The 16694-nt window shown below is 65.8% G+C and carries 17 protein-coding genes, 1 tRNA gene and 1 pseudogene; 9 read left to right on the top strand and 10 right to left on the bottom strand.

Features of this window, described 5'->3' with window-relative positions:
* Window positions 1–41 precede the first annotated feature (41 nt).
* Window positions 42–509 carry an FHA domain-containing protein FhaB/FipA gene (locus ACOI2T_RS35850; protein WP_067849830.1) on the bottom strand — a complete coding sequence of 156 codons (468 nt, stop codon included), beginning with the start codon at window positions 507–509 and terminating at the stop codon, window positions 42–44.
* A 131-nt stretch (window positions 510–640) separates the two neighbouring features.
* A pseudogene (locus tag ACOI2T_RS35845) lies at window positions 641–2087 on the bottom strand (DUF3662 and FHA domain-containing protein).
* A 260-nt stretch (window positions 2088–2347) separates the two neighbouring features.
* On the opposite strand from ACOI2T_RS35845, the gene ACOI2T_RS35840 reads away from it, so the two are divergent.
* Window positions 2348–2430 (top strand) — tRNA-Leu (locus ACOI2T_RS35840).
* A gap of 76 nt (window positions 2431–2506) precedes the next feature.
* Here the strand turns inward: ACOI2T_RS35840 and ACOI2T_RS35835 are convergent.
* The 5 genes from ACOI2T_RS35835 to ACOI2T_RS35815 form a co-directional block, all read right to left on the bottom strand.
* Entirely contained in the window at window positions 2507–2668 is a 162-nt protein-coding gene (locus tag ACOI2T_RS35835; protein ID WP_409502999.1) for a hypothetical protein, read from the bottom strand.
* Window positions 2669–2794: 126 nt separating this feature from the next.
* Window positions 2795–3769, bottom strand: coding sequence for a dipeptidase (locus tag ACOI2T_RS35830; RefSeq protein WP_409502998.1), 975 nt, complete (start codon window positions 3767–3769; stop codon window positions 2795–2797).
* Window positions 3769–4458, bottom strand: coding sequence for a hypothetical protein (locus ACOI2T_RS35825; protein WP_409502997.1), 690 nt, complete (start codon window positions 4456–4458; stop codon window positions 3769–3771). Before ACOI2T_RS35825 ends, ACOI2T_RS35830 begins: the two co-directional genes overlap by 1 nt.
* On the bottom strand, window positions 4458–6191 hold the full coding sequence (locus ACOI2T_RS35820) for a hypothetical protein (protein WP_409502996.1): 1734 nt from the start codon (window positions 6189–6191) through the stop codon (window positions 4458–4460). Before ACOI2T_RS35820 ends, ACOI2T_RS35825 begins: the two co-directional genes overlap by 1 nt.
* Window positions 6192–6209: 18 nt before the next feature.
* On the bottom strand, window positions 6210–6968 hold the full coding sequence (locus ACOI2T_RS35815; RefSeq protein WP_409502995.1) for an IclR family transcriptional regulator: 759 nt from the start codon (window positions 6966–6968) through the stop codon (window positions 6210–6212).
* 288 nt (window positions 6969–7256) lie between these two features.
* Here ACOI2T_RS35815 and ACOI2T_RS35810 point away from each other — a divergent pair, with 288 nt between their 5' ends.
* From ACOI2T_RS35810 to ACOI2T_RS35785, 6 genes are read left to right on the top strand one after another with little or no spacing between them, the layout of a single operon-like run.
* A complete protein-coding gene (locus ACOI2T_RS35810; RefSeq protein ID WP_409502994.1) occupies window positions 7257–8870 on the top strand; it encodes an ABC transporter substrate-binding protein in 1614 nt (537 codons plus the stop codon).
* Complete coding sequence (locus tag ACOI2T_RS35805) at window positions 8867–9946, top strand: ABC transporter permease (RefSeq protein WP_409502993.1); 1080 nt, start codon at window positions 8867–8869, stop codon at window positions 9944–9946. The genes ACOI2T_RS35810 and ACOI2T_RS35805 overlap by 4 nt, the downstream gene beginning before the upstream one ends.
* Window positions 9943–10851, top strand: a complete 909-nt coding sequence (locus tag ACOI2T_RS35800; RefSeq protein WP_409502992.1) for an ABC transporter permease — start codon at window positions 9943–9945, stop codon at window positions 10849–10851. The genes ACOI2T_RS35805 and ACOI2T_RS35800 overlap by 4 nt, the downstream gene beginning before the upstream one ends.
* Window positions 10848–11660 (top strand): ABC transporter ATP-binding protein, encoded by an 813-nt coding sequence (locus tag ACOI2T_RS35795; RefSeq protein WP_409502991.1) that lies wholly within the window; start codon window positions 10848–10850, stop codon window positions 11658–11660. Before ACOI2T_RS35800 ends, ACOI2T_RS35795 begins: the two co-directional genes overlap by 4 nt.
* Window positions 11657–12466: an ABC transporter ATP-binding protein gene (locus tag ACOI2T_RS35790; protein WP_409502990.1), complete on the top strand. Its 810-nt coding sequence runs from the start codon at window positions 11657–11659 to the stop codon at window positions 12464–12466. Before ACOI2T_RS35795 ends, ACOI2T_RS35790 begins: the two co-directional genes overlap by 4 nt.
* A 30-nt stretch (window positions 12467–12496) precedes the next feature.
* Entirely contained in the window at window positions 12497–12895 is a 399-nt protein-coding gene (locus ACOI2T_RS35785; RefSeq protein WP_409502989.1) for a RidA family protein, read from the top strand.
* On the opposite strand, the gene ACOI2T_RS35780 is transcribed toward ACOI2T_RS35785, so the two are convergent.
* Entirely contained in the window at window positions 12867–14120 is a 1254-nt protein-coding gene (locus ACOI2T_RS35780; RefSeq protein WP_421875454.1) for an MFS transporter, read from the bottom strand. The genes ACOI2T_RS35785 and ACOI2T_RS35780 overlap by 29 nt on opposite strands.
* A gap of 52 nt (window positions 14121–14172) precedes the next feature.
* On the opposite strand from ACOI2T_RS35780, the gene ACOI2T_RS35775 reads away from it, so the two are divergent.
* A complete protein-coding gene (locus tag ACOI2T_RS35775) occupies window positions 14173–14721 on the top strand; it encodes a TetR/AcrR family transcriptional regulator (RefSeq protein ID WP_409502987.1) in 549 nt (182 codons plus the stop codon).
* Here the strand turns inward: ACOI2T_RS35775 and ACOI2T_RS35770 are convergent, their stop codons facing one another.
* The gene (locus tag ACOI2T_RS35770; protein ID WP_409502986.1) at window positions 14722–15216 is read right to left on the bottom strand and encodes a CYTH domain-containing protein; all 495 of its coding nucleotides are present in this window, start codon (window positions 15214–15216) and stop codon (window positions 14722–14724) included.
* Between the two features lie 19 nt (window positions 15217–15235).
* Window positions 15236–16003: a 4,5-DOPA-extradiol-dioxygenase gene (gene ygiD / locus ACOI2T_RS35765; RefSeq protein WP_409503083.1), complete on the bottom strand. Its 768-nt coding sequence runs from the start codon at window positions 16001–16003 to the stop codon at window positions 15236–15238.
* Window positions 16004–16049: 46 nt separating this feature from the next.
* Here ygiD and ACOI2T_RS35760 point away from each other — a divergent pair, with 46 nt between their 5' ends.
* The gene (locus ACOI2T_RS35760) at window positions 16050–16691 is read left to right on the top strand and encodes an alpha/beta fold hydrolase (RefSeq protein ID WP_409502985.1); all 642 of its coding nucleotides are present in this window, start codon (window positions 16050–16052) and stop codon (window positions 16689–16691) included.
* Window positions 16692–16694: the final 3 nt, after the last annotated feature.

Here is a 16694-nt window from a genome sequence, read left to right as displayed (position 1 = left end):
CTCGCGTGCGCGGGGTCATATCGCTCCTCGCGTGCGCGGCGTCACGGGCGCAGCTCGATTACCGTCTTGCCGATCCGAACCGGCGTGCCTATGGGAACCCGTACCGCTGTTGTCACCTTCGCCCTGTCGAGGTATGTGCCGTTGGTCGATCCTAGGTCCTCGACGTACCACTCCGAACCTCGTGGCGAGAGTCTGGCGTGGCGCGTCGAGGCGTAGTCGTCGGTCAGGACCAATGTCGAGTCATCTGCCCGGCCGATCAGCACCGGTTGGTTGCCCAGCGTGATGCGGGTACCGGCCAGGGCGCCGTCGGTCACCACGAGCTGGCGCGCCACGTGGCGTCGTTGCCGATTGGGCAGCAGCGAACCACGCAACGCAAGCCCACGACGCACCATCACCGCACCCGTCGGCGCGTATATATCGGTGCGCAGGATGCGCAGCACCGACCAAATGAACAGCCACAGCAGCAACAGGAAGCCGACGCGCGTCAGCTGCAGCACTAACCCCTGCATCCGACGTCCTTTCCGTGGCAGTCCCGTTGGTGTCCTTCAGCGACCTTCGGCATCGTCACGATACTTGGACAGCGATGGGCATGAGGGTGAAGCGGGCTGCTTGTCACCCCGTTGTGTCCGGTCCGCGACGCTCAGTGCACGCGCACGATGATCTCGGAGTGTCCCAGGCGGATGACGTCGCCGTCCGCCAGTTGCCACTCCTGCACCGGTGCGTTGTTCACTGTGGTGCCGTTGGTGGAGTTGAGGTCTGACAGCAACGCCACCTGACCGTCCCACCGGATCTCCAGATGCCGACGCGACACACCCGTGTCCGGCAGCCGGAACTGAGCGTCCTGGCCGCGGCCGATCACGTTCGCGCCTTCGCGGAGCTGATAGGTCCGGCCACTGCCGTCGTCGAGCTGCAGCGTGACGGTCGCACCACCGGCCTGGTAGTCACCCGCGCCGTAGCCGCCGCCGTACCCGGCCTGACCGCCGCCAGGAGCGCCGTACTCGTAATCCCGGCCGGCCGGCTCGCCGTAACCCTGATCGGGGTAGCCGCCGGGTGCCGGTTCGCCGTAGCCACGGCCGTAATCCGGCTGCTGGCCGTATTCCGGACGTCCGTACGACTGACCGCCGTAGCCGCCCTGCTCGGGGTATCCGCCGCCCGGGCGAGGCTCCTGCCTGCCGTAGTCGTCGTGACGCCCGGGTGCGGGCTGACGGCCGTAGTCGTACTCGCCTGCGGGACCGCCGTAGCCGGGCTGGCCGCCGGGGGGCGGCCCATAGCCACCGGGCTGCTGGCCGTATCCGCGGCCGGCGCTGGTCATAGCCGCCGCCCGGCTGGCCGTAGCCACCACCGGCAGGCGGGCGCTGCTCGTAGGACTGCGGGGGATAGCCGCCCTGATCGGGATAGCCACCCTGCTCCGGGTAGCCACCCTGGTCGGGATACCCGCCCTGCTCGGGGTATCCGCCGCGGGGCGGGTAGCCGCCCTGGTCCTGCGGGGGGTAGCCGCCCTGGTCCTGCGGGGGGTACCCGCCTTGCTCCGGCGGGTACTGGCCGCCACGCGGATCGTCCTGCTGACGCCCGTACCGGTCGTCGTAGTAATCGTCGCCGGGCCGACCTTGTCCCTGGCCGCCGCGGTAATTCGGGTTATCGGTCATAGGTGGTTCTCCTGATTCTGCGGTGAACGCATGGTCGCGTTGGGCTCGCGCGGATTCGCTGGCGGTCGAATCGGGGTTGACCGCGCCGTGCGCGCGGAACTGTCCGGTGTGCAAGTTCGGTGATTGCTCAAATCTAACGACCACATCACCATACGTTTGCCACCCCTGATCACGGATAAATCCCCCCAGATGCTTGGCGAACGCGGTCGAGGTCAGGTCAGTATCGGCGCTTACCTTCTGATAGTCAGTCCCACTGAGGGTAATTACGTACTCGTTCGGTGCCAAAACTTGTCCGCCTGCGACCGTCCGGGCCCGCGACTCGGCCTCGCGGCGCAATGCCGCCTCGACTTCCTGCGGGACGATGGAACCGCCGAACACGCGGGCGAAGGCATCGCCCACGGTGGACTCGAGCTTGCGTTCGATGCGGTCGACAAATCCCATGTCACCGCCCGCCTTCACTCGTCGTCGTTGATGGCCCAGATCGGCAGCCGGTGCTACCGCGTGTCGCTCTGGCCACACTGCTCACATGCATGGTATCGGCCTGAGCTGCCAATGCGGGACCAACAGAACTCTGAGAATCGGATCGCGGCTGGTCAATGACGTGATCTTGATGACCTTAAGAATTCATTCACCTTGATATGGCCGTGATCGGCGCGGTTTGGGAACCGAGCGCGCCCAGTGATACGCTGCCTCGGTCATTCGGGCGAGTGGCGGAATGGCAGACGCGCTGGCTTCAGGTGCCAGTGTCCTTCGGGACGTGGGGGTTCAAGTCCCCCTTCGCCCACAACGAAAAGGCCCCGGCGGTACGCCGGGGCCTTTTTCTGTGTGTTGTCTTACATAGTGTTCTGTCTCTCGCAGCGTCATCCCGCGTCGGCCGGCCACACCGGGTGCGGCGCTACCGCTTGATAGGACGGGTGGCGTCGCTTCGCCGCCTCGAGCGCGTCGGCATCGGGATGCGCTGCGAGCCAGGCAGGGTGTGTCTCGAGCGATATCACCGTCGCACTGACGTTCTTCTTCTGCATGGCGACCTCCCTTGGGCCACTACTTGATCCGTAGGCTCAAGCGTGCTCGGCAAAGCTGAGCGCAGCAGTCGACAAGGCCGTGAAGTTGCTAAGAAAGAAGACGTCGCGTTCCGAGCGAACGCCGGGCTAGCTCATCGGCTCGAAACCGGCCCGGTAGACCCGCAGGAAGTTCTCGCCCATGACCGCTGCGGTCTCCTTCTCGGTGAGCCGCCCGGAATCGATGAGTACCTGGGCCACCTGACCGATCTTGGCGAAGTCGTCCATCCATTCCGCGGGTGGTGCGGGCGCGTCGGGTTGTGATGCTCCTGGTTGCTCGGAACGGGTCCACCGTCCCTTGCGCATCCATTCGACGTCGTCGTCGGGAGAACCGGGCGCCATGTCGGAACCGAACGCGACGTGGTCGATGCCGAGCCGATCGACGTGGCGGGCGATGAGTTCGGCCGCGTCTTCGGCACTGCCGGCGTACTGCCCGGCGATGTTGTTGTAGGTGCACACGCCCAGGACGCCACCGTGGGCGACCAGAGCGTCGAGCACCCGTTCGCTTTTGTTGCGCGGATGGTCGTAGATGGCACGGGAATTCGCGTGATTGATCAGTACCGGACGCGCCGAGTGTTCGATGGCGTCCTCGGAGGTCTTGTCCCCCACGTGCGACAGGTCGACCATCATGCCGACCCGGTTCATCTCCCTGACGATTTCGCGGCCGAACCGGGACAGCCCGGAATCGGTTGGCTCGTAGCAGGATCCGCCGATGGCGTTCTGGTTGTTGTAGGTGAGTTGAACGATGCGCACGCCCATGTGCCAGAAGTGCTCGACGAATCCGAGCCGGTCGTTGAACAACGACGAGTTCTGGGTTCCGAGCACGATGCCGACACGTCCGGTGTCGGCGGCTTCCTCGAGGTCGGCGGCGCTGCGGACGAGAAGCGCCGTGTCGCTGTTGTCGCGGATCAGGTCGTTCCACTTGGCGATGGCGTCCATCGTCTCCAGCGCGTCTTCCCAGAACGACGCTGTGATGGTCACCCCGGCAACACCTTTGGCTGCCAGGTCGCGGAGGATGTCGGTGTCGTAGCGGCCGCACTGCAGGCCGTCGATGATCATGACCATCAGCCGGCCACCTCGTCGGCGTAGGACCGGATATAGGTGTAGGACTCTTCGTCGAACTCACCGATGACATTGCCGTGTTCGTCGTAGATCTGGGAGCCGGCGTGGTTTCGCGAGACCTCGGAATCGGGCGTGAGCGCCTGATCCGATGCGTAGAACATCCGCCAGAACTGTTCGGTGTCGGCGTCGAAGCCCCGTCTCAACGCGTCCCGCACGGCGGGCCCCTCAGCCTCGAGCGGCACCTCGGCCGCAGGCCGGGGCACCGCTCGGTAGGCCAGCGTTACCGAATCGTCGTCGACGGCGGTGACCTCGAGGTGCAGGCCGCGGACCTGTGCGTATTCGTCGAGACTTCCGAAGATCGCTGCGCCGTCGATGTTTTCGATGGTGACCGACGCGTTCTCGGCGCCCGACCGCAGGATCAGCAGGTCGATGATGGTCGGTGCGACGTAGTAGGCGGATTGTCCATCGGCTGACCAGGACGTGGGCGTGCGCATCTCGATTCGCCCGTCGAAACGGTCGATCTGATACTGGGTGCGCTCGAGTTCGGTCAGCGCGTCGAAGCCACGCGCCTGCGCGAACGTCAGGACGTCGCGCACCGGATTGACCATGTGGCGTTGGGCTCCACGCGCGTGGAGAAACCGATTGGTGATGTGGCGGAACTCGCGCACCGAGTAGTTCATGAGTGCAGTCATCACTTGACCTTTCCGTGAGTGACGGGAATCGCCGGGTACGGATCGATGACGGCGGTTCCGGCGGTGATCTCTGCTGCGGTCGGAGCGCCGATGAAGATGAGCCCGAGCACGTTTCGCTGATCCTCGCTGTCGACCGTGCGATGCAAGCCGTGGATGGCGGCGTTGACGAACCGCACGATTGAGACGGGTACGAAATCCCGGTCCAGCATGTTCATGTGTGGCGAGTGGAATCGTTGGCCGGCCAGTGACTGCACCCGTTCGATGACGGCCCGCAGCTCGGGTCGATCGGCCAGCACCTCTCCCACCGGTTGTCCGGCGTGCCGGTGGCGCAGCTCGGCGGTAAGCGTTTGGATGTCGGTCGGGAGATCCAGCGCCCAGTTGCGGCCCCCGGTCACCTCGTCGGCCGGGCCGCGTCGGGGTTCCTCGGCGTCGGCGGATTTGTACCACACGTAGTCGCGAGCACCGTCGGCCTCCATGTCGATGTCGAGCGCCCACCGGTACTCGTCGGTGACCAATGCCGCGAGCTCCCCCACGGTCATCTTCGGGTCGGAATGCGTGAGCTCCGACCGGATCCCGTTGACGAGCGCGTCCTCGATCGCGGTGGCGGGCAACAACTCCAAGAGGTTGGCCGCCACGACCTCCCACGCTTCAACCCCTCCGGTGTCGGTGAGCACCTCCAGCAACCGGGCTCCGGTCGTGGTCCCGCCTTCAAGCAGTCCACGCAGGACTCCGGCGGCACGCCGCAGATCGATGCCGACGTCGTGGGGATCTTCGAATACCTGATACACGTACGGGTCCGCGGAGTAGTACGCGGCCGCGTCCTCGATCAGCTGAAGCATCTGCCGGGCCTCGGCGGAATTCGGCGCCAGCTCGACTGCCGCCGCCTCGGCGATGAGCCGCTGACGCTCACCGAGCCAGGCACCGATGAGGTGGGGATGGGTGTTGACGAAGAACAGCAATCCGAGGGCGGAGCCATTGCCGATTCCGACCATCCTCCGCAGCTCGGGCGTCAGAGCCACGGCATCGGGACTGCGATGCGCCGCCAGGGCATCGACGAGGTCGGCCGCGTACTCGCGCATCAGATACGCCGAGAAGAGCTGCGCGTGCAGCGGGTCTCGCAGGGGGTGGTCGTCTTCCAGCGCGAGGAACGAGCGCGTGTTGAACGTACCGTTGCCGTCCAGGCCGGTGTTCCGCATCAAATAGCCGATTTCCCAGAGGAACCGGGTGTCGGGCTGCCGGCCGGCCGCGAGAGCGTCGACGACGTGATCGAAGGCGCGGAAGCTGCGGTTCGAGCGCGCCCACGTCAAAGTTCCTGGGATGGCCCGCCCCACATAGAGCTTGGGGAGTTCCTCGCGGGTCCGTGCCCGGTCCTCCGGTGTGGTCTCGCGGTCGATCAGCGCTGCCATCATGTCCCAGTTCTTCTGGGTGATGCGCCCGGTGCGACCCTCGGGGTCGGGCTCGAAGCCGAACACCACGAAGTCGAATACGTGGTTGCCTGCCCGCACGCGATAGAGCGCTTCCCCACGGGACTTCTCGTCGATGTCGAAGTAAACGCGCTCGAAGCTCCACTGCTCGCGCACCATCCGCTCGAGCACGGCCCTGGCCACCGACATCCGGCTGGGCGCGAGCGCCTGCAGCCGCTGCGGCAGCATCAGCAGTTCCGGGTCGAGTAGGTGCTCCGTGGCGGTTCGATCTCCCGGTAGGTGATTGCGACCGGACAAGACCGTTGTCATTCGTTGAGCTCCTTTTGCCTATTCTGAGGTGAAACCTGTTGTGGCTGAGAGAATTTCTTCGATGTCGCGCGCGGCGGGCTCCAAGACGGCCAGGGCGGCGCGGGTGCGGGTACGCGATTGCGGCCAGTGCGCGCACAGCGAGTAACGCACCGAGCCGACAACGCGGCCGACGGGAACCGCGACGACTTCGATGGGGTCGTACTCGGCGTCGAGCACGGTCGCGTAGCCGTCCGCGCGGACCTGGTCGAGCTGCGCGGCCGGGGCGAGTTCGACGCCGGAATCAGCCAGACGCCGGAACTCATGCGGGGATGCGTAAGCCGTAAGCACGAGCCCCAGGGCACTGTCCATGATCGGGAACCGATGACCGTGCGCGACGCTGACCCGGACACCCCGGGACGGCAGGCCTCGCTCGATGACGGTGACGGCGTCACTGTCGATCGCCCCGAGGGACACCACCTCGCCGAGCTCCTCGGCCGCTGCCGAGATGCGGTCTGCGATACGGGCATTGAGCCCGGAATGCCGTAACGCCGCCTGGCCCAGACGAACCGCTCGCAGGCTGAGGCGATAGGTGCCGTTGGCCAGGTTGTCCAGCCAGCCGGCATCCACCAACGTCACCAGTTGCCGGTGCACGATCGACCGTGACGAGCCGAGTTTCCGTGCGAGCTGAGACGCCCCGACCGGACCGTTGGTGTCGGCGAGTTCGTCGAGCAACTGCAGCAGCTTCAGATTGGACGCCAGCGGGGCGGTGCGCGCCTCGGGCCGTTCAGTGGAGGTCATGAGAGTCCGTCATCTAATAGGTGACAATGTTGTTGTATGAAAGACACCTGGAAGGTAGCTCGGGTGCGCGAGTTGTGTCAACGCTCAGAATTATCGCAGTTCATACGCAAAAATCGGCAATTCTCGCGCGCTCTTCCATTGTGGGCACTTGTGTGTAAGATCACTAGCGCCGTCGTCACTAATTGATGGCATATGTCACCTATACGGCGACGCGAGTGGCAGCTTTCGTACGGGCGTCCTTGCACAGCCGGACTGCAAGCAGTCGAAAGCTCATCGCGAAGGGAAACGATGAAACCCACCCTTTTGAGGAATGCGAGCGCGGCCGGCGCTGTCGTCGTCGCCGGAGCTCTGGTCCTCACCTCATGCGCGGGCACCAACAATGCCGGCGGTGCGACCTCCAACGCTTCGGTACTGGTGATCGACCACTCGTTCACTGCGCAGTCGATCGACCCGGCCACGATCTTTCAAGTGACCGATTCGATGGTCGCTACCGGGATCTACCAGACCCTGGTCAGTTATGAAGGCGCCAACACCGAACCTTCACCCGAATTGGCAAAGTCCTGGACCGTCAGCCCGGACGGTCGGGCGACGACGTTCGAACTCGACGACCGCGCGAAGTTCGCCGACGGCACCCCGGTGACCGCCGATGATGTCGTGTTCTCGCTCGAGCGTCTTCGCAACCTCAAGGCCAGTCCGTCCTATCTGATGGACGGTCTGAAGGTGACCGCACCCGACGAAAAGACCGTGGTCGTCAGTTCCGACCAACCAGCGCCCTATATCCCCAGCCTCGTCAGTTCGACCGCGGCGGCCATCGTCGATGCGGACAAGGTGAAAGCGGCCGGCGGTACCGACGGAGCCGACGCCTCCACCGCCGACAAGGCCGGGTCGTTGTTCACCTCGGCCGACAACAACGTCGGCAGCGGTCCGTACAAACTGCAGCAGTACGACTCGAACTCGCAGATCACGTTGGTCCGGAACGACAATTGGTGGCTCGGCAAGGCCCCGTTCGAGCGCATCATCATCCGTAACGTCAAGAGTGCGCAACAGCAGCGGTCCAGCATCGAGTCCGGTGAGAGCCGGATCGCGATGGACATCCCCGGACGGATCGCCGATGACATCGACCAAGCCAGGCTCACGGTCACACCGTCGCCGTCGCCCGAAGTCCTCTATCTCGCCATGTCGATGGATGCTGGTTCGCCGACGTCCAATCCCCTTGTCCGCGAGGCCATCCAACGCGGTCTGGATTATCAGGCGCTCGTCGACCTGGCCGGGCCCGGTACCAAGCGGGCCGCGGGCATCATCCCAGGGCACCTCGCCGGGGCCATCCCGGTCGACGAAGCCGTCGACACCGATGTCACCGCCGCGAAGGCCCTGATCGACAAGGCCGGTGCCTCGGGCGCCACGATCTCGTTCGACTACGCCAACGATTACAGCCGGCTCGCGGGCGTCGACTACAACGTCATCGCCCAGGCGATTCAGGCGCAACTCAAGGCGATCGGCCTCAATGTCGAGCTCAATCCGGCGCCGACGTCGACATCGTTGCAGCGCTACAGCGACGGGCAGACCCAACTCGCGTTGTGGTCATGGCCGCCCGACTACCCGGATCCCGGTAACCTGCTGGTCTTTTCGCCCGGCGATCTGATCGGCGAGCGGGTGCACTGGTCGGCGCAAGCCGCGCCGGACGTCGTGAAGCTCACCGACGCGGCCCGCACGGCGGTCGGCGACCGACGGCAGCAGGCCTATCTGGACTGGAACAAGGCCGTGGCCGCAAAGGGGCCGTACGCGTACCTGCTTGAACCGTCGTTCACGCTGGTGACCGCCAAGAGCGTGACTGCCGAGCGCGACATCATGGCCGGATTGAACCTCGCCGACATCACCTCGAATCAGGCCAATAGCCAATGACCACAACATCGGTGGATTCCGTCGGCGCATCGGTCGACAGTGGTCCGGGTGCCGCCAACGGCTTCACCCGGTTCGTCGTCCGCCGCGTGGCCACCTCGCTCGTCACGCTGGTCGGCATCACGTTGGTGTCGTTCGGCATCAGTGTGCTGGTGCCGGTGCGTGCCGAGACGGTGAACCTCAGTCAACAGGCGCAGGCCAATCCTGAAGTGGTGGAGGCATTTCGCGAGAAGTTCGGCCTGCAGCTGCCGATCTGGGAGCAGTATCTGCGCTACCTCGGTGGGCTGCTGCGCGGCGATCTCGGCATCTCTCAGCAGACCGGCAATCCGGTCGGCCAGGACTTGGCGAACTACGCGCCCGCCACGCTGGAACTCGTAATTTTCGCGACGGTGATGTCACTCATCGCCGGGGTCGGCTTCGGCATCATCGCCTCGGCCTGCCGCAACCGGTGGCCGGACCATGTCGCCCGGGTGGTTTCGTTGATCGGCGTGAGCCTGCCGACGTACTGGCTCGCGCTGGTCGGTTCGACCGTGCTGTTTCGCCAACTCGGCTGGCTCCCGGGTAGCGGCAGGCTCGATGCGGTCATGATCCCGCCTCCGCGCATCACAGGGTTCTATACGGTGGATTCGCTGCTCGCCGGCGACCTTCCGGCATTCGCGTCGGCGGTCAGCCACCTCATCCTGCCCGCGTCGGTGCTCGCGGTGTCGACCCTGGGAATGATCCTGCGATTCACCCGGAGTTCGGTGATCGACGGGTTGAACACCGATGCCGTGAAGGCCGCACGGGCCAAAGGGCTTCCCGCGCATCGAGTGTTGATCCGATATGCGGTACGGATGGCCTCCAGCCCGATCATCACCGTGGCCGCGCTGTCGTTCGGATTCCTGCTCGCCGCGACCGTGTACGTCGAGCAGATCTTCTCGTGGGGCGGCATGGGGCAGTACGCCTACCGCGCGTCGACCAACCTGGACCTCAGCGCGATCACCGGCATCGCCGTGGTGGTGGCCGTGATCTTCTTGGTCGTCAACTTCACCGCCGATATGCTCGCCGCCGTCTTCGATCCGAGGATTCGTCTGCAGTGACCACAACCGATTCACTCGATACCCAACAGCCGGTGCGCCACCACACCGGACCACGCACGGCAAACCGGCGCCGTCCGATCCCGAAGTGGATGCGTCGTCCCGGTGTCGTCTTCGCGTTCATCGTGCTGTTCGCCTGGCTGGTGGTCATGGCTGTCCCGATGCTGCGGCCCTACGATCCGACAGTCGCTGCGGGTCCGGCGCTTTCACCGCCGTCCTCGGAGTTCCTGCTCGGCACCGACGCGCTGGGCCGAGACACTTTGAGCCGCACCCTCGCCGGTGCCTCGGTCTCGATCGTCAACGGCGTGCTGATCGTGGTGGCGGCCGCCGTGATCGGAACCGTTGTCGGCCTGGTGGCCGGATTCTTCGGTGGCTGGGTCGACGAAACACTGATGCGCGTGGCCGATCTGGTGTTCGCCTTCCCGGGCATCATCCTGGCCATGGCGATCGCCGCGGCGCTGGGACCCAGTGTGCAGAACGCGGTCATCGCGGCTGCGATCAGCTGGTGGCCCGGCTACGCGCGGGCGGTCCGATCCATCGTGCTCTCGCTGCGAGAATCCGAGTTCGTGCTTTCGAATCGGCTTGCCGGCGTCGGCACGGTCCGCTCGATCGTGTCCGATCTGCTGCCTGCGGTGTCGGGTTCGGTCCTCGTGCTCGCCATGCTGGACATCGGCGGTGCGATTCTGTTCCTGGCCGGCCTGTCGTTCCTCGGCCTCGGCGCAGTGCCACCGGACCCCGAGTGGGGCGCCATGATTTCCGACGCCGTCCAGTACTTCGACGAGTGGTGGCTCGCGGTCGCACCGGGTGTGGCGATCATCTCCGTGGTCTTGGCGTTCAACCTGATCGGTGACGCGCTGCGCGACCAACTTGAGCCACGCCTGCAGGAGATCTCGGGGGAAGGCGCATGACACTCCTCGAGGTCGAAAACTTGTCGATCGCCCGCCCGTCCGGCGGCACGGTCGTCAGCGAAGTGTCGTTCTCCGTCGATGCACGCCAAGTCGTCGGCGTGGTCGGCGAATCCGGCTCTGGCAAGACGATGACCGGGATGAGCCTGATCGGACTCGTGCCCGAGCCGCTGCGGGTCACCGGTTCTGCGCGGTTGAACGGGCGTGAACTGCTCGACCAGACGCCCCGCCAGTGGCAGCACACGCGTGGGCGCGAGGTGGCCATGGTGCTTCAGGATCCGTCGTCGAGCCTGCATCCGATGCTCAAGATCGGCGAACAGCTCACCGATCACGCACGTATCCATCTCGGGCTCGACCGCGCCGCCGCCAAGCGCAGAGCCGTCACGCTCCTGGAGCAGGTGCATCTACCTGACCCGCAGGCATTGCTGAAGCGATACCCACATCAACTGTCCGGCGGAATGAAACAGCGGGTGTCCATTGCGATGGCACTGGCATGTGATCCCGCCCTGCTCATCGCCGACGAGGTGACGACCGCCCTCGACGCCAACATCCGGGTGGAGATCCTGCGTCTGCTCGACGAGTTACGCGAGGCGACCGGCATGGGCATCGTCTTCATCACCCACGACCTCGCCATGCTGTCGTCGTTCGCGCACCGGGTCAACGTCTTTCGCGACGGCAGCATCGTCGAAGCAGCCGACGCCGCGGCAATCTTCCATGATCCGCAACATCCGTATACCCGTGAACTCCTCGACGCGGTGCCCCACGTGCCGTGGAAGATGGGTGTCGCGACCGGAGCCGAGGACGGCCGATGACCACGTCTACTCCCCTGCTGTCTGTTCGCGATGCCGTCGTGAGGTACAAGGCCCGCGGCCAAGCGGCCAAGGTTGCCGTCCGCGGGGTCAGCATCGACATCCATCCGGGCCAGATCATCGGTATCGTCGGCGAAAGCGGCTGCGGTAAATCCTCTTTGGCACGGGCCATGGTGGGGTTGCAACCCGTCGACTCCGGGACGATCGAATTCGACGGCACGGTCGTCGCACCACTGCCGATCCGTCGGCGGGCGGCGGCGATGATTCCGCTGCAGATGGTTTTTCAGGACCCGTACGCATCGCTCAACCCGCGCAGGCGTATCGAGGACCAGCTGGCGGAAGTGATCCGCGGCAGCCGCCGGGCGATGGGCCAGTCGACGCCCACGAAGGCCGACGTCGCCGACGTCGTCTCGACGGTGCTCGACCAGGTCGGTCTCCACCCGGTGCTGCGAAACCGCTACCCGCACGCGCTGTCGGGTGGACAGCGACAACGTGTCGCCATCGCCAAAGTACTTGCCGTGGATACGAAAGTGATCGTGGCCGACGAGCCGATCGCCTCGCTGGACGCGTCGTCGCAGAAGCGCATCGCCGCGCTGCTGCGGGACCTGGTCGACACCCTCGGCCTCGGGATGGCGATCATCTCGCACGACCTCGCGGTGATCGCCTCGATCGCCGACGTCACCGCGGTCATGCGGCAAGGCGAGTTCGTCGAAGTCGGCTCGACCCAGCAGATCTGGACCACCCCGCAGCACGAATACACCAGGGAACTTCTCGGTGCCGTGCCCGAACTGGTAGGCCGACCGGGCTGAACCGCCCGTCGTACATCGCAAGGAGTAGCCATGACCGCGCCATCAACCGGCTTGCAGCACATCCTGAGTGAAGGCGACGACGGCACCGACCTCTCGTCGGAGCTGACCATCCTTCCCACCGGCGTGGTGACCACGACGCAGATACCCAGCCTGCCTGACGGTTCCATCGATACCGGCGACATAAAATCGCAGTCCCGTCAAACCCTGGAAAACCTGAAAGCCGCGCTGGAATCCGTCGGGTCGTCGCTGTCTGACGTCGCACATCTGACGATCTACCTGACCGACATGGCCGAACGGGCAGCCTTCAACGACGTGTACCGGGAGATGTTCACCCATCCGTATCCGGTCCGGTGTGCGGTGGGAGTGGCAGCGCTCGCGCGGCCGGAGATGAAGGTCGAGGTCACCGCATTGGCGGTGCAGCGGGGCTGACGGCATCGGTCGTTCGGTCGGTGACACCGCCGATCGGGCCCGCCGCACGAGCGACGAGCGGGCAGCACGCGGCGAGCGTCGCCAGCAGGGCCGCGACGGTGACGGCCCCGATCGAGCCGTGTGCCTCGGTTGCCACGCCGGCACATGCGGTGCCGACCGCGCCGCCGACGAGTGCGCCGCTGTTGAGCCAACCGAACGCCTCGGTTGCCGAGTGTTCGGCGACCTCGCGTGACACGAACAGATAGAGAGCCGACATGGCCGGGGCGAATCCGAGCCCCGAGAAGAACAGGGCCACGAACTGCAGCGCCAGATTGTCGACGACGCCGAACAGTGCCGTGCCGATCGCCACGGCCGCCAATGCGGCCACGACCCAGGCAATGCCGAGCCGACGGTGTCCGAGCAGGAGCCCGCCGATCAGTGAGCCGACGCTCGCCACCGCGATCGCCGCACCGGCTGTGACACCGTCGCGCCCCAGTTCGGCGACGATGCCGACCTCGAGCGCCATGAACGACGCGACGAGCAGCAGGCTCGTCACCATGGCGAGGATCACGGTTCGATTCGCGAGAACGCGCCCGAAACTCGATCTGCCGGCGGCGACGCCCGGGTGCAACCGCCTGGCACTGAGGAGGAACCAGGCTGTTCCCAGGACGGTGACGGCGGCCGACAGAACCAGCGGCGCGGCGGTCGAGACGGCCGATGCGAGGAACGTGGCCCCAACCGGACCGACGACCCAGATCAGTTCCTGGGCGGTCGTGTCGAGCGCGAACAAGGCGCGAACACCTTCGCCGGCAACCATTTTCGGGTACAGCGCGCGGACCACTGGCATCAACGGAGGAACCGATGCGCCGATGAGCACACCGAGCGTCATCAGGAGAACCGATGACGAGCCCGCGAACGCGAGCGCGAGCATGCTGGCGCCGCTGACCAACGCGGCAACCGACAATGTCGGCACCACCCCCAGCCGGCCGGCCAGCCGCGCGGTGACCGGCATGGCCACGGCCTGGCCGACACTGACGGCCGCCACCACGGCACCCGCCTGCGCATAGGAGCCCGAAAGTCCCTGCACGTGCAGCAGAATGGCGAGTGAGAGCATGCCCAGTGGCAGACGCGCGAACAACTGCGACGCGGTCACGTTCACCACGCCGGGCACTCGAACGAGATCGAGATAGGCCCGCACTGAAACCCTCCCCGCAGTTCCGTCGGGCCGGTTGGACGCCGAGGCCATCACTATACCGTCCAGACGGTACAGTTAACCAGGGCTGTCGTAAGCTCTCACGATGGCTTCGTCACGCGACCGCATCCTCGACGCCTACGAGGACCTGCTGGCCGTCGAGGGCGAACGCTTCGCGACGCTCGACGCGGTCGCGGCCCGGGCGGGGGTCTCGAAGGGCGGGCTCCTGTACCACTTTCCGTCCAAGGATCGCCTGGCCGAGGCGCTCTACGATCGGCTGCAGTTCCTCGCGGCCGAGGACGTGCAGCAGATGCGAACCGCTGCCGAAGGGCCGGCGCGCCACTACATCCGCACCTCCCACTACGCGGGCACACCACTCGACCGGGCCCTGCTCGCGGTCGCGCGGTTACAGCAAGCCGGGGACACGCGGGCCCGCGCGGTTATCGAATCGGTGTCGGGGGAGTGGTTGAACGTCTTGCACGAGGCGCTCGGCGATCTCGACGTGGCCCGCGCCGTCAAGCTGATCGGGGATGGGCTGTATTACAACGCGTTGTCCACTGCGTTGGGGGGCCATCCGGCCGGAACCGACGCCGATGACGGGCTTCTCGAGGTGATCGACCGAATCATCGCGAGCGCGAACGCATCCCGCAAGTAATCACGGCCGGCCCTTGGTGGCGAGATTCTTGTTCTTGTACGCCTTGTCACTCGTGACGTCGAGCGCGAACCACTCCGGTACCGCGAACGTCGCGGCGTCCGCCTCGTCGGTGAACTCGACTTCGGCGACCACCAAACCGTCGAGGGCGCCGGCATAAACGTCGAGCTCGATCGTGTGGGGCCCGTGCGGAATCCTCAACCGGGTCTTCTCGATTCGCGCGCCCTCCGACTTCGGCCACAGCGCCTCGAACATCTCGCGCGTGATCGGGATGGTCGATTCACCGCGCACCAGATCACCGGCCGACTTCACGGTCAGTTCGAACGATGCGTCATCGGTGCTGCGCACCCGCGTCTCGGAGCCGTCCGCGGCGACCGCGAGATAACCCTGTTTGAGGACCAGTCTGCGTTCGGCCTGCCGGTCGACATCGGTCGGAAGGCCACGGGGCTCTACTAGAAATTTCCGTTCGACCTCGGTCCCAGGTTTCTCAGTGGCCATGCCAGCAGCCTTCCATATCTCACCGACCGAGCGTGTATGCCGTCATCGACAGTGACCCGAAGGTGTATCCCCGAACCAGCGTGTTCACGGAATCCGTTCCGGCAGAGGCGACTCCGGCGAAGTACAGAAACGGGATGAAGTGATCGGGGGTCGGGACGGCAAGGGCGTAGTCCGCGTGCCCGTCAAGGGTGGCGACGTCGGCGGGGGAGTCGGCGATCACCGCCTGCGCGGCGTCGTCGAAGCGCTGTGCCCAGTCGTAGCCGCCGTCGGGTAGGTCGGCATCCATGCCGCGGAGGTTGTGCACGATGTTGCCGCTGGTCAAGACGAGCACGCCACGCTCGCGCAGCGGGGCCAGCTTCGCCCCGAGCTGCAAATGGTAGTCCGCGGGTTCGTTCGCGTTGATCGCCAGTTGCACAACAGGTATGGAGGCATCGGGAAACGCGTGGACCAGTACCGACCACGTGCCGTGGTCGATGCCCCAGCTGTCGACGTCGGCGCCCACCCACGTCGGATGGACGGTGTCGCTGATCTCCTCGGCCAGCTCCGGCAGACCCGGCGCCGGATACTCGACCGCGAACAGTTCACGCGGGAACCCGTAGAAGTCGTGGATCGTGCGGGGCCGCGGCATCGCCGTCACGGCCGTCGCGTTGATGTACCAGTGCGCGCTGACCACGAGGATCGCGCGGGGGCGCGGTACGGACTGCCCGAAGAGCCGCCACGCCTCGGTATAGCGGTTGGACTCGATGGCGTTCATCGGACTGCCGTGACCGATGAACGCCGCAGGCATGATCGTGGGCATGTTGCCAGCGTAGTTACCTCAGTACCGTGGCGTTATGACGCGATTCGTGCTGATCCCGGGCGCCGGGGGAGCCGGCTGGTACTGGCATCGGGTGGCCGGGGGACTTCGCGCCCGAGGGCACACCGCGGTGTCCGTCGACCTGCCCGGCGACGGCCGGCTGCCCGACTACCGCGACATCGTGCTGGCCGAACTCCAGGGCAGCGATGTGGTCGTGGCGCAGTCGCTGGGTGGCTTCACCGCCGGCGCGGTATGCGGGGTAACCCGGCCCGCTGCAGTGGTTTTCGTCAACGCGATGATTCCGGTGCCCGGTGAGACGGTGGGGGAGTGGTGGGGCAACGTCGGTGCCGAGGAAGCTCGGGTGGCCGCGGTGGACGGCTATCCCGAGGAGTTCGACGAGTTCACCTATTTTCTGCACGACGTGCCGCCGGACATCGTGGCCGAGGGCGAATCCGAGCGAAAGGAGCAGACCGACGCGATCGCCGCCGACCCGTGCGTCTTCGGCGGCTGGGACGATATCGCGGTCAAGGTCCTCGTCGGCGCCGACGACCGGTTCTTCCCCGCCGAGTTCCAGCGCCGGGTGGCCCTTGAGCGCACCGGCATCGCCGCGGACGTCATCCCCGGTGGGCATCTGGTGGCACTGTCGAACCCCGACGCCGTCGTCGATTACCTGGCCTGACAG

It is taken from the genome of Mycolicibacterium wolinskyi str. Jessa 2025, assembly GCF_049241375.1.
In the GTDB taxonomy this organism is placed as follows: Bacteria; Actinomycetota; Actinomycetes; order Mycobacteriales; family Mycobacteriaceae; genus Mycobacterium; species Mycobacterium wolinskyi.
Note: the sequence above shows the minus strand (reverse complement) of the source record. Positions and strands in the feature narration are given on the sequence as shown.